Below are 25,098 nucleotides of genomic sequence, written 5' to 3' on the forward strand. Positions count from 1 at the left end.
TCCTTAATCTAACCGCCGTTTGGTTTTCATCCACGTCAACCCGATAAACATCACCGCCGACGCCATTAAAAACAGCGTGTTGATAATCAGCACCACCGGAATATTCCCCGCCAGGAACAGGCTTTGCAGGGTGCTCACGAAGTAGCGCGCCGGAATCACGTAGGTCACGGCGCGGATGACGGCAGGCATACTGTCTATCTGGAAGATAAACCCTGAAAGCATTATCGACGGCAGGAAAGCGGCGTTCAGCGCCACCTGCGCGGCGTTAAACTGGTTGCGGGTGATGGTGGAGATGAGCAGCCCCATCCCCAGCGTGCTGAGTAAAAACAGGCTGGTGATAAAGAACAGCACCACCAGCGAGCCGCGATACGGCACGCCGAGGATAAAGACGGACACCAGCATGCAGAGCAGCATCGCCAGCATGCCGAGGAAGTAGTAGGGAATAAGCTTGCACAGCAGCAGCTCGACGCGCGTCACTTCGGTGGAAAGCAGCGCCTCCATGGTGCCGCGCTCCCACTCGCGGGCGATGACCAGCGAGGTCAGAATCGCGCCGATCACCGTCATAATAATCGTTACCGCGCCCGGAATAATAAAGTGCTGGCTGATGGCGGCGGGGTTAAACCAGTAGCGCGTCTGCACGTCGATAAGCGGCTTAAATTCTTCACCCCGGTCTTCGGCGCGCTGCATCTGCCAGAGCTGCCAGATCCCCTCCGCGTAGCCCTGCACGAAGTTCGCGGTGTTTGGCTCGCTGCCGTCAGTGATGACCTGGATCGGCGCATCGGTATTCGCCCGCGCCATGTTGGCGGCAAAATCCACCGGAATGACGATCAGACCGCGAATCTTCCCGGCCTGCATCTTCTGGATCAGCTCCTGACGATTGTCGCTGATGGTGGCATCAATGTAGGGCGAACCGGTCATGGCGTGGGTAAAGTCCAGCGCCTCTTCGCTCTGCTGTTCGAGTAAAATCCCGACCCGCAGCTTGCTGGAGTCCAGGTTAATGCCGTAGCCAAAGATAAACAGCAGCAGCAGGGGGATCACCACCGCAATCAGCCAGCTGCTGGGATCGCGCACGATCTGCCGCGTCTCTTTAACGCACAGCGCGCGCACCCGGCGCCAGGAAAGGGCGTTACTGCGCATGGGCATTCTCCTTATCCCAGTCGTGGATGAGGGTGATAAACGCCTGCTCCATGGTCGGGTCCGGGACCTCATCGTCGGCGGCCTGGTTTTTCAGGTCGTCCGGCGTGCCGTGGGCAATCAGCTTGCCGCGATACACCAGCCCGATGCGGTCGCAGTACTCCGCCTCGTCCATGAAGTGGGTGGTCACCATCACGGTCACCCCTTTTTCCACCATGCTGTTGATATGCAGCCAGAACTCGCGGCGGGTAATGGGATCAACGCCGGAGGTCGGCTCGTCCAGAAACAGAATATCCGGCTCGTGCATCAGCGAGCAGGCCAGCGCCAGTCGCTGCTTAAAGCCGAGCGGCAGTTCGTCGGTGGCGTGGGAAGCAATCGTCGTTAACCCGAAGGCGTCGCTCATGCGGCGAATTTTCTCGTTCTGCGCCCGCCCGCGCAGGCCGTACACGCCGGAGAAAAAGCGCAGATTCTGCTCGACCGTCAGGTTGCCGTACAGCGAGAACTTCTGCGCCATATAGCCCAGGTGCTGGCGCGCCTTGCCGGAGCTGACCTTCAGATCCATATCCAGCACCAGCGCCTTGCCGGACGTCGGCACCAGCAGGCCGCACATCATCTTAAAGGTGGTCGATTTTCCCGCGCCGTTTGGTCCGAGCAGGCCAAAAATCTCGCCGCGCTTCACCGCAAAATTGACGTTGTCGGTGGCGGCGAAATCCCCGAATTTTTTGGTGAGGGATTTGGCTTCGATCACCGTTTCGCCCGGCGTACCTTCCACCGTGTGCAGGATCGCCCCAAGCGGCGACTCGGAGGTCCCCGCGCCGCCCAGCAGGTCGATGAACGCATCTTCAAAACGCGGCGCCGTCTCTTCTATCTCAATCGTCGGCATCCCAGGCGCCCGGCGAATATCGTCGACGGTGGCCTCTTTTTTGAGGATGACCCGCACCGAGCGGCCCTGAATCATCCCGTCGCTGACCTGCGGCAGCCTGAGCACCCGCTGCAGCAGCGAGCGGTTGGACGCCTGCGGGCTGTGCAGCAGGAAGCTGCGCCCGGCCATGCTCTGCGTCAGCGTCGTCGGCTCGCCCTGATAGAGCAGCTCGCCTTCGTTCATCAGCAGCACGTCCCGGCACTGTTCGGCTTCGTCGAGGTAGGAGGTGCTCCAGAGGATCAGCATCCCGTCGCCCGCCAGCTCGTGCACCATCTGCCACAGCTCGCGGCGGGAAATCGGGTCCACGCCGACGCCGGGCTCATCCAGCAGCAGCACCTTCGGCTCGCCCACCAGCGTGCAGGCCAGACCCAGCTTCTGCTTCATCCCGCCGGAGAGCTTGCCCGCCAGCCGGTCGGTGAACGGGCCGAGCGAGGTAAATTCCAGCAGGCGGGCGAAGGTTTTCTCCCGGGTTTCGCCGGTGACGCTGCGCAGGTCGGCGTACAGGTTCAGGTTTTCCATCACCGTCAGGTCTTCATACAGGCCAAACTTCTGCGGCATATAGCCGAGCATGGCGTGGAGCGGGCCGTCGTCCTTTATCGGATCCAGGCCCAGCACGCGGGCCGATCCTTCATCCGGCTTCAGCAACCCCGCCAGCATCCGCATCAGCGTGGTTTTCCCCGCGCCGTCCGGACCGACCAGCCCGGTCACGTAGCCTTTCCGGATGGTGCAGTTCAGCGGCGCGACCGCAGGCTTATCCATCCCCTTAAAGCGTTTAACCAGACTGTTGAGCTGAATAACCGCGTCATTCATGTCGTTCCCCGCTGTTCACTTTTACGGTGACGGGCATGCCCTGGCGCAGGGCGTCGTCCGCATCGGTCACGATAATGCGCAGGCGATACACCAGGTCGGTACGCAGGTCCGGCGTTTCAACCGTTTTCGGCGTGAATTCGGCGGTAGGGGAGACAAACCCCACTTTGCCGTGATACGGCTTGTCCGGGCGACCGTCGGTATAGAGCAGCAGCTCGCGGCCCGGCTGCATCTGGCCGAGATTGGGCTCATCAATGTAGGCACGTACCCAGACCGGGCGGGTCAGGGAGAGGGTTAACACGGTGCTGCCCGCGCTGAGCATGCTGCCCGGCTCGACGGCGCGGGTCATCAGCGTGCCGTCTGACGGTGCCACCAGCGTGGTGTCGTGCAGATCCAGCTCTGCCTGCGACAGCTGGGCCTGCGCCTGTTCAAGGCTGGCTTTCGCCTGGGCGATATCCTGCGGGCGGTTACCGGTGTGGTACTGGCTTAATTTATCCTGCGCGGACTTCAGGGTTGCCTGCGCCTGGTCGCGGGACGAGCGCGCATTTTCCAGGTCATTCGCGGAAATGGTGCGGCTTTTCCACAGCCCCTGCTGGCGGGCATAGAAGTTCTGCGCGTAGTCATAGGCCGCCTGTGCCTGTTTGACGGCGGCAGCGGCCTGGGCGATCTCTTCGTCGCGATAGCCGGCCAGCATCAGGTCATACTGCGCCTGCGCAACGGAAACGCCCGCTTTGGCCTGCAGCAGCGCGTTCTCATAGGGCGCTTTGTCCAGCATCCCCAGCGTCTGCCCGCTTTTAATGGCATCGCCTTCGTCCACGTTCAGCGAGGCGAGACGTCCGCCCACGCGGAAGCTCATGTTCACCGTGCGAATATCCACGTTACCGTACAGCGTCAGGCCTTTATCCTGATGGCTCTGATACCACAGCCATCCACCGACGCCCGCGGCAAGCAAAACAATGACCACCAGAATGATGGCGACAGGTTTTTTCATGACTTCAGGCTCCTTTGCGTTAAGCCTTGCAGGATCAGATCGAGATGACAGGCGATCACCTCACCGATCTGCGCGGCTTTATCCTCATCAAATTGTGTCCAGCCGGTGCGTAACAGGATGGTTTCCCGGCCCAGACGGAAGGCAAGGATTTCACCCAGCAGGGCGTGGGTATGCAAAATTGTCGCGGTATCGCCGGCATCCCGCCCGGTATAGGCGGCGATCAGCCGGGTCAGGTGGGTATGCATCGGGGCAATCACCCGATCGTGTACCCGCTGGTAGGCGGCAGTGGGGGAGAGCTGCTCGCGGGAGATAAACTTGCTCAGGTTGAGCGTATCGTCGTGCGTCAGCACGCGGATCATGTTGTGGCAGGCACTCAGGATCAGCTGGCGGATGGCCTCGCGATCGGGCGATGGCTGGCCGAGCAGCGCGGTGGCCTCCTCAACGTGCGGGTGAAACTGCGTGCCGATAAAATCGGCGATCCACTCGGCGCAGGCGAGATATAAATCCTCTTTTGAGCCAAAATAGTAGGTAATCGCCGCAATGTTCTGCCCCGCCAGCGCGGCGATATCGCGCGTGGTCGCGTGCAGCCCATACTCACCAAACTGCGCCAGCGCGGCGGCAATAAGCTGGTTTTTGGCCTGTTCACCTTTGGTTGTTGTGGGTGTTGTATTCATGGCGGCATTAAAAATTAATCAATCGATTGATTAAGATTATGCTTGATTTGCATCCCCGTCGAGGGAACGCGGAGGGATATTTTATGCGCCACGTCACAAAAGCTGCTACACTCCGCCCCTTCGCGACATTGTGGTTTTTGTCCTCTCAATTGTTATATCTCCCTGAAAACTACACCTGTGATGGTCGGGGCGGTTCGGAGTTTTTATGTCTTTTGATTCCCTTGGCCTGAACCCGGAAATTCTGCGCGCGATCGCAGAGCAGGGCTACGTTGAGCCAACCCCAATCCAGCAGCAGGCTATTCCTGCCGTTCTTCAGGGCCGTGACCTGATGGCCAGCGCCCAGACCGGCACCGGTAAAACCGCGGGCTTTACGCTGCCGCTGTTAGAGCTGCTGGTAAAAAACCAGCCGCACGCCAAAGGCCGTCGTCCGGTTCGTGCCCTGATCCTCACCCCAACCCGCGAGCTGGCCGCGCAGATTGGTGAGAACGTGCGTGACTACAGCCGCTATCTCAACATTCGCTCGCTGGTGGTGTTCGGCGGGGTCAGCATCAACCCGCAGATGATGAAGCTGCGCGGCGGCGTGGACGTGCTGGTGGCAACGCCGGGCCGTCTGCTGGATCTGGAACACCAGAACGCGGTGAAGCTGGATAACATCGAAATTCTGGTACTGGACGAAGCCGACCGCATGCTCGACATGGGCTTTATTCACGACATTCGTCGCGTGCTGGCCAAGCTGCCGCCGCGTCGTCAGAATCTGCTCTTCTCCGCGACCTTCTCCGACGAGATCAAGGCGCTGGCGGAAAAGCTGCTGCATAACCCGCTGGAAGTGGAAGTGGCGCGCCGCAACACCGCCTCTGAGCAGGTGACGCAGCACGTTCACTTTGTGGATAAAAAGCGCAAGCGCGAACTGCTCTCCCAGATGATCGGCCAGGGTAACTGGCAGCAGGTGCTGGTCTTTACCCGCACCAAGCACGGCGCGAACCACCTGGCGGAACAGCTGAACAAAGACGGCATCCGCAGCGCGGCGATCCACGGCAACAAGAGCCAGGGGGCGCGTACCCGTGCGCTGGCGGACTTCAAGTCTGGCGACATCCGCGTGCTGGTGGCGACCGACATCGCCGCCCGTGGCCTCGACATTGAAGAGCTGCCGCACGTGGTGAACTACGAGCTGCCAAACGTGCCGGAAGACTACGTGCACCGTATCGGCCGTACCGGTCGTGCGGCGGCCACCGGTGAAGCGCTCTCTCTGGTGTGCGTGGACGAGCACAAGCTCCTGCGCGACATCGAACGCCTGCTGAAGAAAGAGATCCCGCGCATCGAAACCCCGGGCTATGAAGTGGATCCGTCGATCAAAGCCGAGCCGATTCAGAACGGTCGTCAGGGCGGTCGCGGTCAGGGCGGCGGTGGTCGCGGCCAGCAGCCGCGTCGTGTCGAAGGTGGCGCGCCGAAGACAGCGGGCAAACCGCCGCGTCGTAGCAACGACAGCAAACCGGCCGGTGACAATCCGTGGCGCAGCGACGAAGGCAAGCCGGCAGGGGAAGGGCAGCGCCGACGCCGCCCGCGCAAGCCTGCTAACCCGCAGTAATCTGGAAGCCCGGTCGTAAAGCCGGGCTTTTCTTTTTGCGGCAGCGAAGAGAAAGTGCCACAATAGTGGCTGTTTATACAGTATTTCAGGTTTTCCAATGGCTTTAACCGCGGCGCTGAAAGCGCAAATAGGCGCCTGGTATAAGGCGCTACAGCAGCAGATCCCCGATTTTATCCCCCGAGCGCCGCAGCGGCAGATGATTGCCGACGTGGCAAAAACGCTCGCCGGGGACGACGGGCGACATCTGGCGATTGAAGCCCCGACCGGCGTCGGGAAAACCCTGTCGTATCTCATTCCCGGCATCGCCATCGCGCGGGAGGAGGACAAAACGCTGGTGGTCAGCACCGCCAACGTGGCCTTGCAGGACCAGATCTTCAGCAAAGATTTGCCCCTGCTGCGCAAAATCATCCCCGACCTGCGGTTTACGGCCGCCTTTGGCCGCGGGCGCTACGTCTGCCCGCGTAACCTGGCAGGGCTTGCCAGCAGCGAGGCGTCGCAACAGGATCTGCTGGCGTTCCTCGACGACGATCTCACGCCCAACAACAAAGCCGAGCAGGAGCTCTGCGCAACGCTGAAAGGCGATCTTGATGGCTATAAATGGGATGGCCTGCGCGATCACACCGATAAAGCCATCAGCGACGATCTGTGGCGCAGGCTCAGCACCGACAAGGCCAGCTGTCTGAACCGCAACTGTCACTATTACCGCGAATGCCCGTTCTTCGTCGCGCGGCGCGAAATTCAGGAAGCCGAAGTGGTGGTGGCTAACCACGCGCTGGTGATGGCGGCGCTGGAGAGCGAAGCGGTGCTGCCGGAGCCGAAAAACCTGCTGCTGGTGCTCGACGAAGGCCACCATCTGCCCGACGTGGCGCGCGACGCGCTGGAGATGAGCGCAGAAATTACCGCGCCCTGGTTCCGCCTGCAGCTGGATCTCTTCTGCAAGCTTGTCGCCACCTGCATGGAGCAGTTCCGGCCGAAAACCACGCCGCCGCTGGCGGTGCCGGAGCGTCTGAGCGATCACTGCGAAGAGGTTTACAGCCTTATCTCGTCTCTGAACAACATCCTGAATCTTTATCTTCCCGCAGCCCAGGAGGCGGAACACCGCTTTGCGATGGGCGAACTGCCGGAGGAGGTGATGGAGATTTGCCAGCAGCTGGCGAAGCATCTGGAAAAGCTGCGCGGGCTGGCGGAGATGTTCTTAAACGATCTCAGCGAGAAAACCGGCACCCATGACGTTGTTCGCCTGCACCGCATTCTGCTGCAAATGAACCGTGCGCTCGGCATGTTCGAAGCCCAGAGCAAGCTCTGGCGGCTGGCCTCGATGGCGCAGGCGTCGGGCGCGCCGGTCACCAAATGGGCCACCCGTGAAATGCGCGACGGCCAGGTCCACCTGTTTTTCCACTGCGTGGGCATCCGCGTGGCCGATCAGCTGGAAAAGCTCATCTGGCGCAGCGTGCCGCACGTGGTCGTGACCTCCGCCACGCTGCGCTCCCTGAACAGCTTCTCGCGGCTGCAGGAGATGAGCGGCATGAAAGAGAAAGCGGGCGATCGTTTTGTCGCGCTGGATTCGCCGTTTAACCACTGCGAGCAGGGGAAGCTGGTGATCCCGCGCATGAAGTATGAGCCGCTGATCGACAACGAAGAGCAGCACATTGCGGAGATGGCGGCCTACTTCCGCGAACAGGTTGAGAGCAGGAAGTACCCCGGCATGCTGGTGCTGTTTGCCAGCGGACGGGCGATGCAGCGTTTTCTGGAACATGTGACCGACCTGCGCCTGCTTCTGCTGGTCCAGGGCGACCAGCCCCGTTACCGGCTGGTGGAAACCCATCGCAAGCGCATCGATAACGGCGAGCGCAGCGTGCTGGTGGGATTGCAGTCCTTCGCGGAAGGTCTGGATTTGAAGGGCGATTACCTGACGCAGGTGCATATTCATAAAATTGCCTTCCCGCCCATCGACAGCCCGGTCGTTATCACCGAGGGCGAGTGGCTGAAGAGCCTCAACCGCTATCCGTTTGAGGTGCAGAGTTTACCTGCGGCGTCGTTTAACCTTATTCAGCAGGTCGGGCGTCTGATCCGTAGCCACGGCTGCTGGGGGGAGGTGGTGATTTATGACAAGCGTCTGCTCACAAAAAATTACGGCCAACGGTTGTTAAATGCGCTGCCGATCTTTCCGATTGAACAGCCAGAGGTGCCCGAGGTAAAAAAACGCCCGGCAACACTGACCGCCGGGCGCAGGAAAAGCATCCGTGCTAAGGGGCGCGGTCCTACTGGTAAGTGAAGGTCACCTGCACCACGCTGCTGAACGTCCCCGCGCTCACCGGCATGGAGGTGGCGTAGTAGCGTGCGGCGAGTGGGAAGGTGGCCGTGTGATCGTTTTGATTAATCACCGCGTTAAAGCTCGCCTGCGGAGCGATGAGAATATTGTCCTGCCGGTCTGCCAGCTCCAGCGCCAGCCCCTTTGCGCTGCCGATATTGGCGAATTTAGTGGGGTGTGTGCTGTCCGCCTGTCCATAGAAGTAGGCGGTGGCAAGCGCGAGGCTTGGCGGGCAGTGGGATACTGACAGGTAAAAGTCTTTCCACTCGCCGGTATCGCCCACGTCTTTAAAATCACCGGATGCCGCCTGACCTAAATCCACCGTCAGGTTCCGGCTGGCGTTGTCGATGATGCAGGTATTGGCGTAAATGTTGCCCGTCATCTGGATCTGAATATCCTCGGCGTGTGCCTGGGCGATCAGCCCCAGCGCCAGAAACGCAATTATCTTCTTCATGTCAGTTACTTATAAGCAAGCGTGATGGTGGCAACGGTGTTGGCCGGACCGGGAGTGACCACGTCGCTGACCTGCTCGTAGCGCACCTCAAACGGTATGGTCAGCGTTTCGTTGGCAATGGCTTCGCTTCGGGTGTTAACGTAGGTATCAAAGGTGGCGATATTGTCGTCGAACAGCATTCGGACACCGACGCCCGTCGCGACGCCGGTCTGCTGCGTGAGTTTCAGCACCCCTTCGAAGGCCGTTTCATAGCCGTTTGAGCTGGTAATTTTCACTTCAGGCTGTACGGTGCTGTTGCAGTTCACCGTGACGTCAAAGTTTCGTGCCGGGGAAGAGAGCATCCCCACGCTGATAAAATCGCTGACCGGGAAATCCCCCAGATTGACCGTCAGGTTTTTCGGCAGGACGGAGCAGGTGACCTCTTTCAGAATAACGTTGCCAGCATAGGAGATGGTGTTGGGATCGCCCAGCCCTTCGTGGTGATAAACCCCGATCCCAAAACGGGTCTGACTTTGATTCAGCGTGCCTGACGCTACGGTATCGCTGGTTTTGACCAACTCCAGCGTAACGTCGAAATTAAAGGTCTGTTTGCCATCGCTGGAAACATAACCCAACGGCGTTCCTGTGGAAATGCAGTTAACGCCTCCGGCTCCGCTGATGCGCTGCCCCTGATCGTTCATCAGGGCCACACCGATCCCAGGAACTCCCGAATCGTAGACACCTTTCAGGCCTGGAATCTCAGCCCCAGTGCCGTAGTAACAAGAGACAATTTCCAGCCCCTTATCTTCCGCATTGTCACAATTACCGGCGATATGGGCGATTTGCTCTGTACCCGGGATCGTTTCGCCAACGGCCAGCGTCGTGGGAACGGAGATAGAGGCCACGTTGATCATTTTCGGTAGGTCTGGCGTAGTACAGGTCGCCTTCGCATGCGGCATAAATAACGCGGCGGTTCCCAGAACCAGTAAGAAAAAGCACTGTTTAATCATTTGCATAATCGTTAGCCTGAACGGTGGATCAGTGACACTGCGCGGCAGCGTTAATGATGCTGGTTTTCTCTTTCTCATCCGTTAGCGCATAGTCAGCGACGCAGTGCTCGTTCGCCCCCTGTCCCCAGGAAACGTTGAGATGCCCTTGCTGCGGCAGACCAGAGAGGTAGGTCTGGCCGTCATTCCCGACAATAAATTCGCTGTCCTTATCCTCGGTGGTGACCGTTGCGCCGAAGGGCAGCGGTTTACCCTTTTGCGTAAGCGTCATCAGGACGCGGTTACCCACGCGGGTGTTAAAGCTGGCGCGCACCACGGCCCCGCGGGTTGGCGTCACGATCTGCGCCGCGTGGGTGACGTCGGCGTTGTCCGGTAGCGTTTCGGTATCCAGCGCGATGGTGTTGTGGCGATACGCGGTAACAAACGGCACGACGGTGTAGCCGCGGAAGTCGGTCTCGACGCCCGTCTGGTTCGTGATATGGGTTCCGTGCGTGCCCGGCGCTTTCACCAGCGCGATGGTGTCACCGAGCGGCTGGCTCAGGGTTATTCCGTTCGCATGGGCAACCACGCCGCCCTGCAAACCGACGTTCACGGTCTGCTGATATTTATCCTGACTGACGCCTGCGCTCACTTCACCATAGGTCGCTTTATAATCGGCGTTGACGCTGGTGGAGTTACCGCTGCCGGTGCTGCTCAGCCCTTCCTGGATGTTCCAGTTCAGGTTGTCCTCTTTCAGCGCCGTGCCGTTCAGGCCGATGTTCTGCGTCGTGCCGTCTTTGGTGTTGTTCAGGTTGTAGGTGGCCCAGGTGTTATGCATCCAGCGGTCCAGCGGCACCGAGACGCTCAGCGAGAACTGGTTGTCGTTTGTCACCTCGTTACCGTCTTCATCGCTGTCCTGGGTGTTTTTGTTCATGCTGTAGCTGAGGCTGTAGCTCACCCCGTGCCAGCTATTGTTGTAGCTGACGCTCATCGAGGTCATGTTCTGGCTCTGACTCCAGTACGTCTCTTTCACCATGCTCAGGGTGACGGATCCCCAGCCTTCCGGCAGCGTCTGGTCGATGGTGGCTTCGGTTCGGGCGCGGCGCTGCTGCGGTGCAGACCAGTCGTCGGAGCGGGTATATGACTCCATGGTGTCTTCAAGGGTGTAAAACCCTTTGCTGTTGTAGCGATAGCCGGCCAGGGAGAAGTTGGTGCCTGACCGGGCGATGTCTTTGCTATAGCGCACGCGCCACGACTGGCCTTTGCTGGCCTGCTGTTTTTTCAACAGGGCCTTTGCGCGGGTCACGTCAATGGAAAAGGCGCCTAAATCGCCCATGTTTTTCCCGACGCCAGCCGCCTGAGACTGGTAATGGCTGCTCTGCTGCACGCCACCGTAGGCGGTGAAACCGTAGGGTAAACCGTAGATGGCGCTGCCCTGGGCAAACGGGGTCTTCTCGACGTCGTTGTCATAAGAACGGTAGCGTCCGGCAGTCACGCTGTAGCGCAGATTTTTTTCACGCTGCAATACCGGCACGGAGGCAAACGGCACGACGAAATGGCTTTCGCTGCCGTCGGTCTCTTTCACGGTGACCTGGAGATCGCCGCTGCTGCCGGTGGGGTAGAGATCGTTAATTTCGAACGCGCCGGGGGCGACCGTGTTCTGATAAATGATGTAACCGTTCTGGCGTACCACCACCTGCGCGTTACTGTGGGCGGTGCCGCGAATAATGGGGGCGTAGCCTTTTTCACTGTCCGGCAGCATGTCGTTATCGGATTTCAGCTCCACGCCGGTGTAGGGTACGCTGTCAAAAACGTCGGAAGGCGAGGAACTCTGGCCGACGGTGAGGTCACTTTTCATTGCCACAATATCGCGTTGCGCGTAGGTATATACGGAAGTGAATTTTTGGTCCTCCTCGTTACCCGTGGTGCTGCGATTCCAGGTGGAATAGTTGCGAATGCGCCATGCGCCAATGTTCAAACCCGGACGCAGGTTAACGTACTGGCTGCTGTTATCCTGTTCACCCGGCTGGCGCGCATGGCTTTGGCTGGCATTTGCACTGTAGTTAAGCAGGCCCGCGTTAATTCCTTCGTCAAACTCTTTTGGGTCAATGTAGCCGCGAGGCACCTGACCGAGCGCCGACTGGGGAATGCTCAGCAGCAGTTGCTGGTTGCGAACGCGGAAGGTCGCGGATGCCGCAGGGATGGCGTGTAAATCGGCGCACTGGCCTTTGGCTTTCAGCTGCGGATATTTTTGGGTCTTGATCCCGAGGCTTTTTAAATCGTCCACGGTAAAGCAAGGTTGCAGCGTGCTGTTGCCCTGATCGTCTTTCTGCAGCGTAAAGGTAACATCGCGGGTATCAATTTTATTATTATTGATAAACACCGTAACCTGATATTTACCCGGCGCCTGGCCTGGGCCTTTTTCATAGACGGATAAATCGGTTTTTCCCTGCTGGGGATTATCAATATCCAGCAGGGCAGGGTTAAAATAATCATCAGCCATAACCTGATGCGCAAAGATCGCCATTACCAGGCCAAAAAGAATGACCAGCAATGACGAAAATCGGCAGGTGAACGGCTTTTTATGGCTGTACATGATTATTTTATTACCGGGGAAAAGTATTAATGAACGGATTTCGACCAGGTATGGCTGATGCTGCCGTAATCAGTAATAATGGAATACGTCACGTTCGAGCCTCTGACATTACCCGGTATGGCAAAATGCGTTTCTGTTTTTGGAACGGCCCAGGTCGCTTTCGTCACTTTCTGACCATTCAGGGTGACCGCCTGGAAATTCATATAAAACGGCGTGGGGTTATTCACCACCAGCTCGTTACCTTCGCGACGCCATTCAAGCTTATCGGCCACGTCTTCTGGTCTGCCTTTTACCGCAGACGGGCGATACAGCAATTTAATACGGGTATTAATCGCAATTTGCAGCGTATTCACGCCTTCCACCTGCTTTGAGGAAGGGATCGCTTTAATATTCAACCAGTACAGGGATTCCCTGTCTTCAGGCAAATTTCCGCCCGTGCGTACCACGCGCAGAACGTTATCTTCTTTGGCATCCAGACGGAAAAGCGGCGGGGTGATGAGGAACGGGGCTTTGGCCAGGTTTTTACCGCCGGAATCAACCCAGGACTGCACCAGATAATCCGTCGCATCTGGATTTGAAAGACCAAGAGATGATTCCTTTTTATCTCCCTGGTAGACCAGACGGGTGCCATTAATAATGACGCCCGCATGTGCAGTGGCGGCTACCAGTAAAAGCGTGCTCAGTAAATAACCGTGGCGCATACAGATTTCTCAATAAATAGATGAGATATTAATGCCCGCAAAAGCATTAATATCTCAGGATTGATAAGATCAGTTATAAATAACGGTGAAGGTCGATACAGAGTTAGCAGGGCCTGCGGTGATCGCAGCGCCGGTTTGGATATAACGGGCACCAAATTCCAGATCGTTAACCGCCGTACCGGAGGTTAATTGATACTGCTGCGATGGCGTATACAGGCTGACAGGCTGCTCTGAGGCATCAACCAGCTGAATTGCCACACCGGTCGCCGCATCGCTATCTGGCGTTAAGGCCAGCGTAGCGTTGTTATTCGCATCTGGCGTACCGCCGAAATTAATGGCTGCGGAGGTGACCGTGTCAGGACAATTCGTTAACTGAATATCAAACTTCGTTAATGTGCTGGTAGAGCCAGCGCCGGTAAATACCGTTTTAGACACTTTTCCCAGCTGAACATTTAATGGATTACTTAATCCATTCACAACCTGACAAGCAGAATCGATAATTTCACCGGTGAAATTGATCTGACCTTCACCGTTTGTTGCCGCAAACGTGGATGCAGAACATCCCACCGCTGCGGCGATGATTAAACCTAAAGCAACCTTGTTCATAACAAATCCTGATATGTTTCTGGTGAGAGCGTTGCCTGGACGTTTTCACCGTTGACCCTTAATGACTTTCCGCTGGTTATTTAAACAAATAATGGTGCATTAAGAATCTTCTGCTGGAATCACAAATAATTGAAACAATGCTTGAGTTTCATTTTTATCCTTAAAAACAGAACGTTGATGATTGAGAAAAAAACTAACGTCCGAACGTTTAACAGGGCTATATTGTTACCAGAAGGATATTTTCAGGAGAGATGTCGTGGATTATCGCAAGATTATCAAAGAGGTAGGCAGGGGCAAAAACCACGCCCGCGATCTGGACCATGAAACTGCTCGCGCCCTGTATACCCGAATGCTCGATGGCGAGGTACCTGACCTGGAGATGGGCGGCATCCTGATTGCGCTGCGTATCAAAGGCGAAGGCGAAGCGGAGATGCGCGGTTTTTACGAGGCGATGCAGGCACAAACGCTGCGCCTGACGCCGCCGGTGGCAAAACCGATGCCGATTGTCATCCCGAGCTATAACGGCGCGCGCAAGCAGGCAAACCTCACTCCGCTGCTGGCGATCTTATTGCATAAGCTGGGGTTCCCGGTGGTGGTTCACGGGGTCAGCGAAGATCCCACCCGCGTGTTGACGGAGACCATTTTCGGCATGCTGGGGATTGAGCCAACGCGTCATGCAGGACAGGCGCAGGCGAAGCTGGATGGCCATCAGCCGGTTTACATCCCCGTCGGAGCCCTGTGCCCGCCGCTGGAAAAGCAGCTGGATATGCGCTGGCGGATGGGCGTGCGCAACAGCGCCCACACCCTGGCGAAGCTGGCGACGCCGTTTGCAGAAGATGCCGCATTGCGCCTTTCCAGCGTATCGCACCCGGAATACGTGGGGCGTGTCGGGAAATTTTTTGAGGAGATTGGCGGCAGGGCGCTGCTGATGCACGGTACAGAAGGTGAGGTGTATGCCAATCCACTGCGCTGCCCTCAGCTGATGCTGATCGATTCTGCCGGTACGCGCGCTGTTCTGGCGCGCGGGGAAGAGAATACGGACGTCATTCTCCCTGAAGCGAAAGACCCGCACACCACCGCGCACTGGATTGAACAGTGCCTCGCCGGAAACGTGCCTGTGCCGCAGTCCATTAAGCTGCAGATGGCCTGCTGCCTGCTGGCAACCGGGGAAGTTGATACGGTCGAGGCCGGTCTCAAACGCGTGGACGCGGCGTTTTAGGCAAAAAAAAGCCCGTCCAGTGGCGGACGGGCAAGCAAGGGTAACAAACAACAGGGTCAATGAGGGTTGGAGCAGCTCACCAGAGGGTTTGGCGAGGGGACAGCATTCATTCAGGCGATTATTTGTAGATAACCGCGGTACCGCTCAGCTTGTTATTGCCGTTAGCGGAGGTAATGGTGTATCCGCTTGCACCGGCAGCAGCCGCTTTCTCAGCCAGTTTGGCTTCCAGACCGTCCAGGGTGGTCGCGCCATCAGCACTCACCACACCGACTTTGTTCATGTTCTGTGCCTGAGCAGAAGAGACTGGCTCAACGGCGAAAGCGCCGAAAGACAGAGCGGACAGGGCAACAGCAGCTACAGCATATTTGATGGTTTTCATAAGTAATCTCTCGCAGGTGTTTCTGTTAAGGGGACGATGTTCCGTCGATGTGATGAGTATCACGTTTTTTCTTGAGAGATAAAATCGAAGAGAATTGACGTGGTCAATCAAAAAAATTGAATGACAAATAACTTATTGATTACTAATAAATTCAAAGTGGCGCTTTACACTTCTTGTGGATGCGCTTTACAGAACAAAAATGAAGGGCACATTTTGCTACGCGGTTCGCTAAAAATCGTGAGCGTAAAGGTAAGCGCCCCGGCGGTTAACTTAGGTAAAGGAAAGTCAACGTAACTGGCTGTCTTTCGAACCTCTGCGATTATAACCTGAATGTGAAGCATTTTTTGAATCTTTATTCTGCTGGCAGGTAATGCATAACCTTACCCCTGGAATGGCTTTTCGCCGCGCCTCCGGGATCGGCTCTCCACACTCTTCGCACTCTTCCAGGCTTTCGCCGCGCGGGATTTCACCGCGAGCGCGCGCAACCGCATCTTCAATCGTACTGTTGATCTGTTCGTTTACGGCGTCATCATTCGCCCAACCGGAAGCCATAGCATCCTCCTGAAATGGTGTTATGCCCTGCTTTTAATGTGGGGTTAAAAAATGAACAATCAAGGCGAGGAAGAGAGCAAACTGCATCTGGCAGGCAGATGCAGTCATGGGGTGGGGCAGATTATTTATAGATGGTCGCTGTGCCGTACATATGGTTATCTCCGCCAGCGGAATTCACCACGAAGCCTTTTGCACCTTCCTGGCGGGCTTTTTCCGCCAGTTTATTCTGCAGATCGTCCAGGTTACTTGCGCGGCTTACGGAGACGGTGCCTGCAGGCTGAAGCTGGCTGGTGTCGGTACTCTGGGTCAGCGACTGAACGGCCATCGCAGAAAATGACGCGGTCGTCAGGGCGGCGGCGATAACAACAAGGGTCAGGTACTTTTTCATAATCACATCCTCATGAGGAAACAACAGGTGATTCCCCTTAAGTTTAGAAGCCTGACGAGTGTGACTTAGCGCAAATATTTGATGATGATCTGCTTGTTTTTTGAACGATAAAAATTGACATTGCGCTGACAGATCATAGACATAAAGGTGTTTGATTTATGGCGGCTTTTTAAGCGCCGCAGAGAAAGATTTACCGTTGGGCCAGCAAAGGGTATCTTACGCCGCTGTTTAAAGGAGAACGCCATGACTTCCCAAAAGCCGGGATTGCACCCACGAAACCGCCACCGCAGCCGCTACGACATGAATGCGTTATGCCTGAGCTGCCCGCCGTTAAAGGACTATATTGTCCAGACCCCCGCGGGTGAACCTTCGGTCAACTTTGCTGACCCCCAGGCGGTTAAAATGTTGAACAAAGCGCTGCTCGCACATTACTACGGTGTGGCGAACTGGGATATTCCGGAAGGCTTTCTCTGCCCACCCGTTCCGGGCCGCGCGGATTACCTTCATCACCTTGCCGATCTTCTGGCTGAAGACCGTGATGGCATTATTCCTCAGCAGGCGACCGTGCTGGATATCGGCACCGGGGCGAACCTGATTTACCCGCTGATCGGCGCGCATGAGTATCACTGGCGCTTTACCGGAAGCGAAATCGGTGCCGAGGCCTTCGCCAGCGCCCAGGCGATTATCAACGCGAACCCGGGATTAAGCCGCGCCATTCGCCTGCGTCGTCAGAAAGAGGCCGCCTCAATCTTCAACGGCATTATTCATAAAAATGAAACCTATGACGCCACGATGTGCAACCCGCCGTTCCACGATTCGGCGGCAGCGGCCCGCGCGGGCAGCGAGCGCAAGCGCCGCAACCTGGGTCAGGCTGAAGACGCCGCGCTGAACTTCGGCGGTCAGCAGCAGGAGCTGTGGTGTGAAGGCGGCGAAGTGGCCTTTATCCTGCGCATGATTGCGGAAAGCAAACAGTTTGGCCGTCAGGTGAAGTGGTTTACGACGCTGGTTTCCCGCGGAGATAACCTGCCGCCACTTTACCGTGCGCTCACCGAAGCGGGCGCGGTGAAAGTAGTGAAAAAAGAGATGGCGCAGGGCCAGAAACAAAGCCGCTTTATCGCCTGGTCATTTATGGACGATAACAAACGCCGCAAATAGCGCTGCGTCGCAGGCCGGGTCAGGCGAAGCCGCCACCCGGCAACCCGGCTACAGCGTCGGCTCCTGCGGAGGGAGCGGCGCTGCGGGCGGCGGCAGGACCTGATACGTCTGTACCGGCATCCGCACGTTCGCCAGATCGAAGTGCTTTTTCACCATGCTGTCGAGCGCAAAGCGCACCGTCCACTGCTTCAGCGGCTGGGTGGTGAACGACACGCGCAGGGTAAAGGCCGTGTTCGTCAGTCCGACGATACCGGCAAATGACGGCTCGCCAATCACCAGCCCGCGAATATCTTCCATCTGCATCAGCTCTTCTACCGCATCGCGCAGCGCCTGCTTCGCTTTATCGGCATCCTCATGACGGTCCACATCGTAGTTCGCCACCACGGAACCAATGCCGCGCACAAAGTTGGCAAAGGTGGTGATCGAAGACCAGGGGATGATGTGGTACGCCCCGGTATCCTGACGCACGCCCACCGAGCGAATCGACATCCGCTCCACCGTGCCGGTCAGCGGCCCGATGGTCACCAGATCGCCCGTGTTCATCCCGTTCTCAAACTGGATAAAGATGCCGGTAATAATATCCTTCACCAGCGTTTGCGACCCGAAGGAGATCGCCAGCCCCAGGGCACCTGCACCGGCCAGCAGCGGGGCGATATTCACCCCGATTTCTGACAGCACAATCATGATGGTGATGGTACTGATGATGACCGCCAGCGCGTTGCGGAACAGCGTCAGCAAGGTGCGGGCCCGCGCGCTGGGCAGGGGCCTGCCGTGAATATCTGACACCAGACGATTCTCGATGAGGCTCGCCAGCAGCGTCCAGCCGACGGCAGAGAAGAACAAAATCAGCGCGATGCGAATCAGAATGTCGACCGTTTTTTCACCTGCGCCGTTGTGCAGCCAGTTCCAGAAATCAAACAGGCTCCACGCGTTAAGGAGCAGCATGATCGCCACGCAGACGGTGAGAATGCGCGCCACCTTGAGGGATACCGACATCCAGCCGTTCACCCGTTTTTGCAGTTCCGGGTAATTACGCTGTACCTGCGGCGACAGGGTGATGGTTTTCGAGATCCAGCGCGACAGCAGCCCCGAGACAAATGCCGCGATGCCGATAATGGCCAGGCTTTTGAATGTTGCCCCCATCATAAATTTCAGGCTGTTTCCCGGGTCGAACAGCGAGAAGAAGCACAATACGATGAAGTAGGCGCTTGCCAGCCAGTGCCACACCAGGGCGAATGCGCGAATAAACAGGCTGAAGAACGAGAGGGAACGATCGGCCAGATGCAGCAGGCTCTCGGTGATGGTCTTTTTATTGTGGAAGATAAGGTACAGCGACCAGACGGTAATGCAGAGCATGATAATGACGTTTGCCAGCGCGCCAAACTGGACGTTCACCTGGTTGGAGATGATCGGCACGGCAACCAGCAGACCGTAGCCAATCAGCCCGCTGAGCACGCTCAGGCGCAGCGCCCAGTATGTTGCGCTCTCGTCCCGAATGGAGAAGGGACGCAGCGCCGGCACGTGAGGGCAAAAGAGTAACCGCAGCAGCGCCTTGAAGAACTCAATCAGGGCAAAGGCATTCAGGAAAAGCGACTGCTGGAAGGCGATGGTTTTGTTGCCCGCGTTCAGCCTGTCGGCCAGCATCTGGCCTAAGAACAGCGTCAGCGCCAGCAGCAGTAAATCGATGATAAAGGCTGAGGCGATCATCAGCGGCAGGTGCAGCCAGCTGCTTTTCTGCTGATTCTTTCTGCGTCCCCATTGCCCCATTTTGCGGTACAGCGGCCACGCGCACAGGCGCACCAGCCAGTAAAAAAGGAAGACTGCACCGGCCAGCATCAGGAACTGCATGGCGGCGGCGGTAAACGTTTGTGGGTTAAACGGCTTATGCGGTGAGCCAATCAGGTTGCGGTAGAGCTGAGCAAAGCGCGAGGAGAGCGCTTCCCCATAGTGGCGGCTCACGTCAGTGACATTTTCCAGCACCGTTTTTTGCTCCTCCACCTGCGGAGGGGTGAGGGTCGGAACGGTTTCCTGGGGCGGCGTGGCGGCGGCTTTGCGCAACTGCTCGATTAATTCCTTTCGGGAGGTGTCGTTCTCAAGAACGTCGGCAAGCGCGCCGTAAGCCGCTTTCTTCTGTTCAACATCCGGTTCCGGAGGGGGCGTACTTTGCTGGCTGGCGGTTGTTCCGGTGGTCACACCGGGGATCGCGACGGCGAACGATGGCGCACTAAACAGGCTAATCAACAGCAACAGGATCCACGGCACGGCGTCCTCCGGTGAAAATGTCGAACAAAATGATAAGTATAGAAGTCGGGACGCGGAGGGGGATTTTTGGGAACAATCTGGCGTAAAAAAGCCGGGCAGGCCCGGCTTAGCGTAACGCGAGGGATCAGGAGACGTGCTGCAGGAACTCCTGCAAACGCGGGCTCGGCGGGTTCGCAATCAATTCCTGCGGGTTACCGTCTTCCGCGATACGGCCTTTATCAATAAAGATCAGGCGGGACGCCACTTTCTCCGCGAAGCCGATTTCGTGGGTCACGATAACCATCGTCATCCCTTCTTCCGCCAGATCCTGCATGACCTTCAGCACCTCGTGACGCAGCTCCGGGTCGAGTGCGGACGTAGGCTCATCAAACAGCATCAGCTTCGGCTTGACCGCCAGCGCGCGGGCAATCGCCACGCGCTGCTGTTGACCACCGGACAGCTCGGAAGGATAGTGATGGGCGCGTTCAGCCAGGCCGACTTTCGCCAGCAGATCTTTCGCCAGCGCTTCTGCCGCCGCTTTGTTGGCACCACGCACGCGCAGCGGGCCAAACATCACGTTCTCCAGCGCCGTCAGGTGCGGGAACAGGTAGAACTGCTGGAACACCATGCCCGCTTCCTGACGAATCAGACGGTCATCCACTTTCTGGTCATTCACCTTCAGACCATCGACAATCAGATCGCCGCTGGTGATCTCTTCCAGCTTGTTGATGCAGCGCAGCAGGGTCGACTTACCGGAGCCGGATGGCCCGATAATGACCACCACTTCTCCCTGCTGGATGTTCAGATCGATATTGTGCAGCACCTGGGTTGGGCCAAAGTGCTTGGAAACGTTTTTAAATTCAATCACAGGATTTTCATCCTTCTTTCAAGACGACGCAGAACGAAGCTCAGAACCAGAGTAATGATCAGGTAGACAACGGCCACCGCACTCCAGATTTCCAGCGCGCGGAAGTTGCCAGCAATGATCTCCTGCCCCTGACGGGTCAGTTCGGCCACGCCGATAACAATGAACAGCGACGTATCTTTAATGCTGATGATCCACTGGTTACCCAGCGGTGGCAGCATGCGACGCAGCGCCAGCGGCAGGATAACGTGGCGGATCGTTTCGCGACGTGAAAGGCCTAATGCCAGACCGGCTTCACTGAACCCTTTATGAATCGACAGCACCGCACCGCGGGTAATTTCCGCAATGTAGGCGCCCGAGTTGATCATAATGGTGACGACGGCGGCGCTGAACGGGTCGATGCGCAGGTCGGTGAATGCCATAGGCAGGGCGAAGTAGATGAACATGACCTGCACGACAATGGGGGTGCCGCGGATCACTTCGATGAAAACCAGTGCGATGTGGTTTGCAATCCAGCCACCGTAGGTGCGGGCGAAACCGGCGACAAGACCGATAATCAACCCGCCAACCAGACCCAGGACCGAAATCCACAGGGTCATTTTAGCGCCTTCAAGCAAGAGTGGAATGGCAGGCCAGATGGCGCTCCAGTCAAACTGCATGATGTATTCCTGTATACCGTGGTGAAAAACGAAAAACGTAGGCCCGGTAAGCGGCAGCGCCACCGGGCGTTACAAACCTGAATTCAGGTGAAATTATTTAGGCTCGGTACCGAACCATTTTTTGTAGATTTCGTTATAGGTGCCGTTCTCTTTCAGCGTTTTCAGCGCGCCGTTAACTTTCGTGCGCAGGTCGTCGCTGCCTTTCGGGAAGGCGATACCGTACTGCTGAGCTTCCAGAGATTCGCCCACAGATTTGAACTTGCCGTTGCCCGCGGTTTTGATGAAGTACAGGATGTTTGGCGTGTCGTGCAGCACTGCGTCAGCGCGGCCGGTACCCAGTTCCATGTACGCATTGTCGATGTTCGGGAACTGGCGCAGGTCTTTGGTTTTGATATTCGCTTTCGCGTAATCAACTGACCCGGTGCCGCTCTTCACTGCCACCACTTTGCCGTCGAGATCTTTCACGCTTTTTACGTCGTTATTATCGGCTTTGACCATCACCAGCAGGCCGCTTTTGTAGTAGCCGTCAGAGAAGTCGATCGCTTTTTTACGCTCGTCGGTAATGGTGATACCCGCCAGCGCCAGATCAACGTTCTTGGTTTGCAGTGCCGGAATGATGCCGCTGAAGTCCATCGGCTTCAGGGTGTAATCCAGCTTGAGTTCTTTTGCGACTGCGGCCCACAGATCCACATCAAAACCAACGTATTTATCACCCTGTTTGAATTCAAACGGAACGAACGCCGTGTCGGTCGCCACAACCAGTTTGTCGGCAGCCTGAGAGGACACCGCAAAAGCCAGGGTAAGTGCAGCCAGTGAAACTTTTAATACAGACTTCATAGCATTTCCTTTTATATCCACGGGGCGATCCCCTGCGAGAACAGGTGGCACAATGAAAAAATCGTGCCAACTTTACAAGCTGTTGTTTTGCAAAGGGGATGATGTCATGCATTGCACAATAAATGGGGCAATGAGGTTTTATTGCACCAAAGTGGAGCACTGTTTTGGTGCGCTTCGTTTGGCTCAACTGACGGGGAGATATTTAGCGTAAATTCTGACGAAAAAACAATCTTCCGTTAACGGTTGTGTGAGGTGATTATTACAATTTCTTCACTTTTGCACGTTCTCAGGCAAAAAACGTGCACCATAGATGTGCAAAACCCTCACCGGAAGGCGAGGGTTTGATAGAAATTCGTATGAATTATTCGATGTTAGATTCGATGAACCACAGGAACTGATCCAGATCGCGGGACGCGGCGGTGAAGATATCTGCGGTATCTTCGTCTTTCGCTTCGCTAATCGCTTTGCGCACATCGTTCGCCACAATCGCGTAGCGGTCCGCCAGCTCTTTCAGGTGATCCTGAACGGTATGGATATCCAGCGGATAGCTTTTCAGCGGGGTTTTGCTGTTGATCACCTGTGTGGTACCCAGCGCCACGCCGCCTAACTGAACGGCACGTTCAGCCATCGTATCGAGGTGGGTAACCAGTGCTGTGCGGAAGCCATCCAGCATTTCATGAACGGCAATAAAGTTTGCACCGCGCATATTCCAGTGGGCCTGTTTGGTGATCAGCGAAAGATCGATGAACTGGATCACCTGGCGATTCAGCAACTCAATGGTCGCTTTTTTGTCGCTGTCCGATACATCGTTACGGGTATAAAGCAGATTAGACGCTTTCGTTTTCACCAGTTTAGCGGTACTCATAATCTCATATCCTCTTGATGTTTATGTCCCAGGTAATTACGGAACTAAGTATAGCACCGGATTTTTTCTCTGCGGTTTGGCTGTGCCTATCGGTTTAATAGCGAGAAGGAGGTTGAGAAATTAATGTATTGAAAATATTGAATAATTTTTAAATTGATACAGATCAATCTTAATTGCTGAATGAGGAACTCAGCGCAGAGGGATATTTAGCTGGCAGGAATCAGAGTGTAAGAAATTATAACGACTGTCTTTTTGGCCTTTATTCTGCATGGCGTGGAAGCCATGCAGAATATATGGCCTTAGTTGATATCCACTTTCTCAACTTTAGGTTCGGGGCGCATGGTGAGCGTCGATCCCATTGATGCCGCGATAATCGAGCAGAGCGCCAGCGTCTGGGTCAATGTCAGGGTTTCACCGAGAAACACCATCCCGGAAATGGCTGCAAGCGCAGGCTCCATGCTCATCAGGGTGCCAAATATGCGCGTCGGCAGACGCGTAAGGGCAATCATCTCCAGAGAGTAGGGGAGTGCGGTAGAGAGAATCGCAACCGCCAGCCCGATGGGCATGACGGACCATTGCCAGATCGATTCTGTCGCCTGCGCCATGCCGATGGGCACAAACACGATGGCCGCAATCAGGGAACCCAGCGCCACCGTTGCCGGTCCGTGCTCTTCCCCTGCGCGCTGGCCGGTGAGGATATAGACAGCCCAGCAGGCACCTGCGCCCAGCGCCAGCGCTGCTCCCGTCAGGTCAATCTCAGAAACACTCTGGCCCAGCGGCAGCAGGAACCATAAGCCCAGTACGGCCAACACGACCCAGATAAAATCGACCGGACGTCGGGAGGAGAACAGCGCCACCGCCAGCGGGCCGGTAAACTCCAGCGCGACGGCAATACCCAGCGGTATCGTCTGGATGGAGAGATAGAACAGGTAGTTCATCGCCCCCAGGGAGAGTCCATAAAACAGCAGCGGTAAACGCTGCTCCTTTTTAAAGCGCAGTCGCCACGGTTTGAAAATGACCACCAGTATCGCCGTGCCCAGAACAATACGCAGGGCGGTCACCCCGGGCGCGCCAACCAGTGGAAAAAGCGATTTTGCCAGCGAGGCGCCGCTTTGAATGGACAACATGGCAATGAGTATGACTGCAACCGGCAACCAGACCGACGACGTGCGGGATAACCCAGGCATCCTTTCTCCTGTCAGCTTATGTCAAATGAGGTAAAGGTTGCAGTGTAAAGGAAATATGCGGCGACGGTTGAGGCGCTGTTGAAAAAAAAGCAGGTGAAATCCGTAAAATGGATAAGCGCTGGTGGATTTATCGCCTGTCAGATTAGGAATAATCTGGATGAATGTAACGGCGCAGACGCGCACTATGCGCATTTAGTAGTGAAAATTGCATGTGATTTGAAAGAGATAGCTTACGCTGGAAACGTTCTGTTACAGGAAAGGCTTCATTAGACATCACGAATCACAAAGAGTTTCGCAAATTTTTTTGATATATTTAAAACTTACGGACTTACTTGGATCACATTTGAGGTGGTTATGAAAAAAATTGCATGTCTTTCAGCACTGGCCGCTGTACTGGCTGTTTCCGCAGGTACCGCTGTAGCTGCTACTTCTACTGTTACTGGTGGTTACGCTCAGAGCGACTATCAGGGCGTGATGAACAAAGCTAACGGTTTCAACCTGAAGTATCGTTACGAGCAGGATAACAACCCACTGGGCGTGATCGGTTCTTTCACCTACACCGAGAAAGATCGTTCTGAAAACGGCGCATACAACAAAGGCCAGTACTACGGTATCACTGCTGGTCCAGCTTACCGTCTGAACGACTGGGCAAGCATCTACGGTGTTGTAGGTGTTGGCTACGGTAAATTCCAGCAGACCGAAAACGAAGGTCTGAACCGCACTGCAAGCAACAGCGACTACGGCTTCTCCTATGGCGCAGGCCTGCAGTTCAACCCAATCCAGGACGTTGCTCTGGACTTCTCCTATGAGCAGAGCCGTATCCGCAACGTTGACGTTGGCACCTGGATCGCGGGCGTAGGTTACCGCTTCTAATCACTTCGGTGATTAAATAAAAAATCCGCCCACTGTGGCGGATTTTTTTTGTCGAAGATAAAAGCAAAACGGCAACCTGAGGTTGCCGTTTTGAGTGTTGGTTCCCTCTCCCCGTGGGAGAGGGCCAGGGTG

General features: G+C 56.4%; 23 protein-coding genes. 5 read left to right on the top strand and 18 right to left on the bottom strand.

The features are described from left to right. Nucleotides 1-3 precede the first annotated feature (3 nt). The 4 genes from L362_RS20250 to cecR are packed head-to-tail and all read right to left on the bottom strand — an operon-like array spanning nucleotide 4 to nucleotide 4,528. Nucleotides 4-1,137 (bottom strand): ABC transporter permease, encoded by a 1,134-nt coding sequence (locus L362_RS20250; RefSeq protein ID WP_023326948.1) that lies wholly within the window; start codon nucleotides 1,135-1,137, stop codon nucleotides 4-6. Then, complete coding sequence (locus L362_RS20245; protein WP_023343622.1) at nucleotides 1,127-2,866, bottom strand: ATP-binding cassette domain-containing protein; 1,740 nt, start codon at nucleotides 2,864-2,866, stop codon at nucleotides 1,127-1,129. The genes L362_RS20250 and L362_RS20245 overlap by 11 nt, the downstream gene beginning before the upstream one ends. Next, nucleotides 2,859-3,854, bottom strand: coding sequence for a secretion protein HlyD (gene hlyD / locus L362_RS20240; protein ID WP_023343623.1), 996 nt, complete (start codon nucleotides 3,852-3,854; stop codon nucleotides 2,859-2,861). Before hlyD ends, L362_RS20245 begins: the two co-directional genes overlap by 8 nt. Continuing rightward, on the bottom strand, nucleotides 3,851-4,528 hold the full coding sequence (gene cecR / locus L362_RS20235; RefSeq protein WP_023343624.1) for a transcriptional regulator CecR: 678 nt from the start codon (nucleotides 4,526-4,528) through the stop codon (nucleotides 3,851-3,853). Before cecR ends, hlyD begins: the two co-directional genes overlap by 4 nt. A gap of 205 nt (nucleotides 4,529-4,733) precedes the next feature. On the opposite strand from cecR, the gene rhlE reads away from it, so the two are divergent. Continuing rightward, entirely contained in the window at nucleotides 4,734-6,113 is a 1,380-nt protein-coding gene (gene rhlE / locus L362_RS20230) for an ATP-dependent RNA helicase RhlE (protein ID WP_023343625.1), read from the top strand. Nucleotides 6,114-6,210: 97 nt separating this feature from the next. Further along, the gene (gene dinG, locus L362_RS20225; RefSeq protein WP_023343626.1) at nucleotides 6,211-8,388 is read left to right on the top strand and encodes an ATP-dependent DNA helicase DinG; all 2,178 of its coding nucleotides are present in this window, start codon (nucleotides 6,211-6,213) and stop codon (nucleotides 8,386-8,388) included. Here the strand turns inward: dinG and L362_RS20220 are convergent. The 5 genes from L362_RS20220 to L362_RS20200 all read right to left on the bottom strand — a co-directional run bounded on the left by L362_RS20220 (nucleotide 8,375) and on the right by L362_RS20200 (nucleotide 13,746). Continuing rightward, a complete protein-coding gene (locus L362_RS20220) occupies nucleotides 8,375-8,878 on the bottom strand; it encodes a fimbrial protein (RefSeq protein WP_023343627.1) in 504 nt (167 codons plus the stop codon). The genes dinG and L362_RS20220 overlap by 14 nt on opposite strands. Nucleotides 8,879-8,883: 5 nt before the next feature. Beyond that, nucleotides 8,884-9,873, bottom strand: coding sequence for a fimbrial protein (locus L362_RS20215; RefSeq protein ID WP_023343628.1), 990 nt, complete (start codon nucleotides 9,871-9,873; stop codon nucleotides 8,884-8,886). A gap of 22 nt (nucleotides 9,874-9,895) precedes the next feature. Beyond that, complete coding sequence (locus tag L362_RS20210; protein ID WP_023343629.1) at nucleotides 9,896-12,439, bottom strand: fimbria/pilus outer membrane usher protein; 2,544 nt, start codon at nucleotides 12,437-12,439, stop codon at nucleotides 9,896-9,898. 26 nt (nucleotides 12,440-12,465) lie between these two features. Continuing rightward, nucleotides 12,466-13,140 carry a fimbrial biogenesis chaperone gene (locus tag L362_RS20205; protein WP_008501161.1) on the bottom strand — a complete coding sequence of 225 codons (675 nt, stop codon included), beginning with the start codon at nucleotides 13,138-13,140 and terminating at the stop codon, nucleotides 12,466-12,468. A 69-nt stretch (nucleotides 13,141-13,209) separates the two neighbouring features. Continuing rightward, nucleotides 13,210-13,746, bottom strand: coding sequence for a fimbrial protein (locus tag L362_RS20200; RefSeq protein ID WP_021240980.1), 537 nt, complete (start codon nucleotides 13,744-13,746; stop codon nucleotides 13,210-13,212). Between the two features lie 256 nt (nucleotides 13,747-14,002). Between L362_RS20200 and ybiB the strand changes: the two genes are divergently transcribed. After that, the gene (gene ybiB, locus L362_RS20195) at nucleotides 14,003-14,965 is read left to right on the top strand and encodes a DNA-binding protein YbiB (RefSeq protein WP_008501163.1); all 963 of its coding nucleotides are present in this window, start codon (nucleotides 14,003-14,005) and stop codon (nucleotides 14,963-14,965) included. Between the two features lie 118 nt (nucleotides 14,966-15,083). Here the strand turns inward: ybiB and ybiJ are convergent, their stop codons facing one another. From ybiJ to mcbA, 3 genes are all read right to left on the bottom strand, one after another. Continuing rightward, nucleotides 15,084-15,344 carry a DUF1471 family protein YbiJ gene (gene ybiJ, locus L362_RS20190; protein ID WP_013097471.1) on the bottom strand — a complete coding sequence of 87 codons (261 nt, stop codon included), beginning with the start codon at nucleotides 15,342-15,344 and terminating at the stop codon, nucleotides 15,084-15,086. A gap of 285 nt (nucleotides 15,345-15,629) precedes the next feature. Then, complete coding sequence (locus L362_RS20185; protein WP_023292949.1) at nucleotides 15,630-15,896, bottom strand: DksA/TraR family C4-type zinc finger protein; 267 nt, start codon at nucleotides 15,894-15,896, stop codon at nucleotides 15,630-15,632. 121 nt (nucleotides 15,897-16,017) lie between these two features. Continuing rightward, complete coding sequence (gene mcbA, locus L362_RS20180) at nucleotides 16,018-16,284, bottom strand: DUF1471 family periplasmic protein McbA (protein WP_021240977.1); 267 nt, start codon at nucleotides 16,282-16,284, stop codon at nucleotides 16,018-16,020. Nucleotides 16,285-16,527: 243 nt separating this feature from the next. Here mcbA and rlmF point away from each other — a divergent pair, with 243 nt between their 5' ends. Then, nucleotides 16,528-17,439, top strand: a complete 912-nt coding sequence (gene rlmF / locus L362_RS20175) for a 23S rRNA (adenine(1618)-N(6))-methyltransferase RlmF (protein WP_008501167.1) — start codon at nucleotides 16,528-16,530, stop codon at nucleotides 17,437-17,439. A gap of 48 nt (nucleotides 17,440-17,487) precedes the next feature. Here rlmF and ybiO read toward each other — a convergent pair whose 3' ends face one another. From ybiO to rhtA, 6 genes are all read right to left on the bottom strand, one after another. After that, on the bottom strand, nucleotides 17,488-19,701 hold the full coding sequence (gene ybiO, locus L362_RS20170; protein WP_023292946.1) for a mechanosensitive channel protein: 2,214 nt from the start codon (nucleotides 19,699-19,701) through the stop codon (nucleotides 17,488-17,490). Nucleotides 19,702-19,825: 124 nt separating this feature from the next. After that, the gene (glnQ, locus tag L362_RS20165; RefSeq protein WP_023343630.1) at nucleotides 19,826-20,548 is read right to left on the bottom strand and encodes a glutamine ABC transporter ATP-binding protein GlnQ; all 723 of its coding nucleotides are present in this window, start codon (nucleotides 20,546-20,548) and stop codon (nucleotides 19,826-19,828) included. Beyond that, a complete protein-coding gene (gene glnP / locus L362_RS20160) occupies nucleotides 20,545-21,204 on the bottom strand; it encodes a glutamine ABC transporter permease GlnP (protein ID WP_003858462.1) in 660 nt (219 codons plus the stop codon). Before glnP ends, glnQ begins: the two co-directional genes overlap by 4 nt. Nucleotides 21,205-21,297: 93 nt before the next feature. Then, entirely contained in the window at nucleotides 21,298-22,041 is a 744-nt protein-coding gene (glnH, locus tag L362_RS20155) for a glutamine ABC transporter substrate-binding protein GlnH (protein WP_008501170.1), read from the bottom strand. A 361-nt stretch (nucleotides 22,042-22,402) separates the two neighbouring features. Beyond that, complete coding sequence (gene dps / locus L362_RS20150) at nucleotides 22,403-22,906, bottom strand: DNA starvation/stationary phase protection protein Dps (protein WP_008501171.1); 504 nt, start codon at nucleotides 22,904-22,906, stop codon at nucleotides 22,403-22,405. A 299-nt stretch (nucleotides 22,907-23,205) separates the two neighbouring features. Beyond that, nucleotides 23,206-24,093, bottom strand: a complete 888-nt coding sequence (gene rhtA, locus L362_RS20145) for a threonine/homoserine exporter RhtA (RefSeq protein ID WP_008501172.1) — start codon at nucleotides 24,091-24,093, stop codon at nucleotides 23,206-23,208. 354 nt (nucleotides 24,094-24,447) lie between these two features. Here rhtA and ompX point away from each other — a divergent pair, with 354 nt between their 5' ends. Further along, nucleotides 24,448-24,966 carry an outer membrane protein OmpX gene (ompX, locus tag L362_RS20140; protein WP_008501173.1) on the top strand — a complete coding sequence of 173 codons (519 nt, stop codon included), beginning with the start codon at nucleotides 24,448-24,450 and terminating at the stop codon, nucleotides 24,964-24,966. Nucleotides 24,967-25,098: the final 132 nt, after the last annotated feature.

Origin of the sequence: Enterobacter sp. MGH 16 (assembly GCF_000493175.1) — a bacterium.
In the GTDB taxonomy this organism is placed as follows: Bacteria; Pseudomonadota; Gammaproteobacteria; order Enterobacterales; family Enterobacteriaceae; genus Enterobacter; species Enterobacter roggenkampii.

Coding starts and splice junctions, on each gene's coding strand:
- L362_RS20250 (WP_023326948.1), bottom strand. CDS start 1,137: ATGCGCAGTAACGCCCTTTCCTGGCGCCGGGTGCGCGCGCTGTGCGTT.
- L362_RS20245 (WP_023343622.1), bottom strand. CDS start 2,866: ATGAATGACGCGGTTATTCAGCTCAACAGTCTGGTTAAACGCTTTAAG.
- hlyD (WP_023343623.1), bottom strand. CDS start 3,854: ATGAAAAAACCTGTCGCCATCATTCTGGTGGTCATTGTTTTGCTTGCC.
- cecR (WP_023343624.1), bottom strand. CDS start 4,528: ATGAATACAACACCCACAACAACCAAAGGTGAACAGGCCAAAAACCAG.
- rhlE (WP_023343625.1), top strand. CDS start 4,734: ATGTCTTTTGATTCCCTTGGCCTGAACCCGGAAATTCTGCGCGCGATC.
- dinG (WP_023343626.1), top strand. CDS start 6,211: ATGGCTTTAACCGCGGCGCTGAAAGCGCAAATAGGCGCCTGGTATAAG.
- L362_RS20220 (WP_023343627.1), bottom strand. CDS start 8,878: ATGAAGAAGATAATTGCGTTTCTGGCGCTGGGGCTGATCGCCCAGGCA.
- L362_RS20215 (WP_023343628.1), bottom strand. CDS start 9,873: ATGCAAATGATTAAACAGTGCTTTTTCTTACTGGTTCTGGGAACCGCC.
- L362_RS20210 (WP_023343629.1), bottom strand. CDS start 12,439: ATGTACAGCCATAAAAAGCCGTTCACCTGCCGATTTTCGTCATTGCTG.
- L362_RS20205 (WP_008501161.1), bottom strand. CDS start 13,140: ATGCGCCACGGTTATTTACTGAGCACGCTTTTACTGGTAGCCGCCACT.
- L362_RS20200 (WP_021240980.1), bottom strand. CDS start 13,746: ATGAACAAGGTTGCTTTAGGTTTAATCATCGCCGCAGCGGTGGGATGT.
- ybiJ (WP_013097471.1), bottom strand. CDS start 15,344: ATGAAAACCATCAAATATGCTGTAGCTGCTGTTGCCCTGTCCGCTCTG.
- L362_RS20185 (WP_023292949.1), bottom strand. CDS start 15,896: ATGGCTTCCGGTTGGGCGAATGATGACGCCGTAAACGAACAGATCAAC.
- mcbA (WP_021240977.1), bottom strand. CDS start 16,284: ATGAAAAAGTACCTGACCCTTGTTGTTATCGCCGCCGCCCTGACGACC.
- rlmF (WP_008501167.1), top strand. CDS start 16,528: ATGACTTCCCAAAAGCCGGGATTGCACCCACGAAACCGCCACCGCAGC.
- glnP (WP_003858462.1), bottom strand. CDS start 21,204: ATGCAGTTTGACTGGAGCGCCATCTGGCCTGCCATTCCACTCTTGCTT.
- glnH (WP_008501170.1), bottom strand. CDS start 22,041: ATGAAGTCTGTATTAAAAGTTTCACTGGCTGCACTTACCCTGGCTTTT.
- dps (WP_008501171.1), bottom strand. CDS start 22,906: ATGAGTACCGCTAAACTGGTGAAAACGAAAGCGTCTAATCTGCTTTAT.
- rhtA (WP_008501172.1), bottom strand. CDS start 24,093: ATGCCTGGGTTATCCCGCACGTCGTCGGTCTGGTTGCCGGTTGCAGTC.
- ompX (WP_008501173.1), top strand. CDS start 24,448: ATGAAAAAAATTGCATGTCTTTCAGCACTGGCCGCTGTACTGGCTGTT.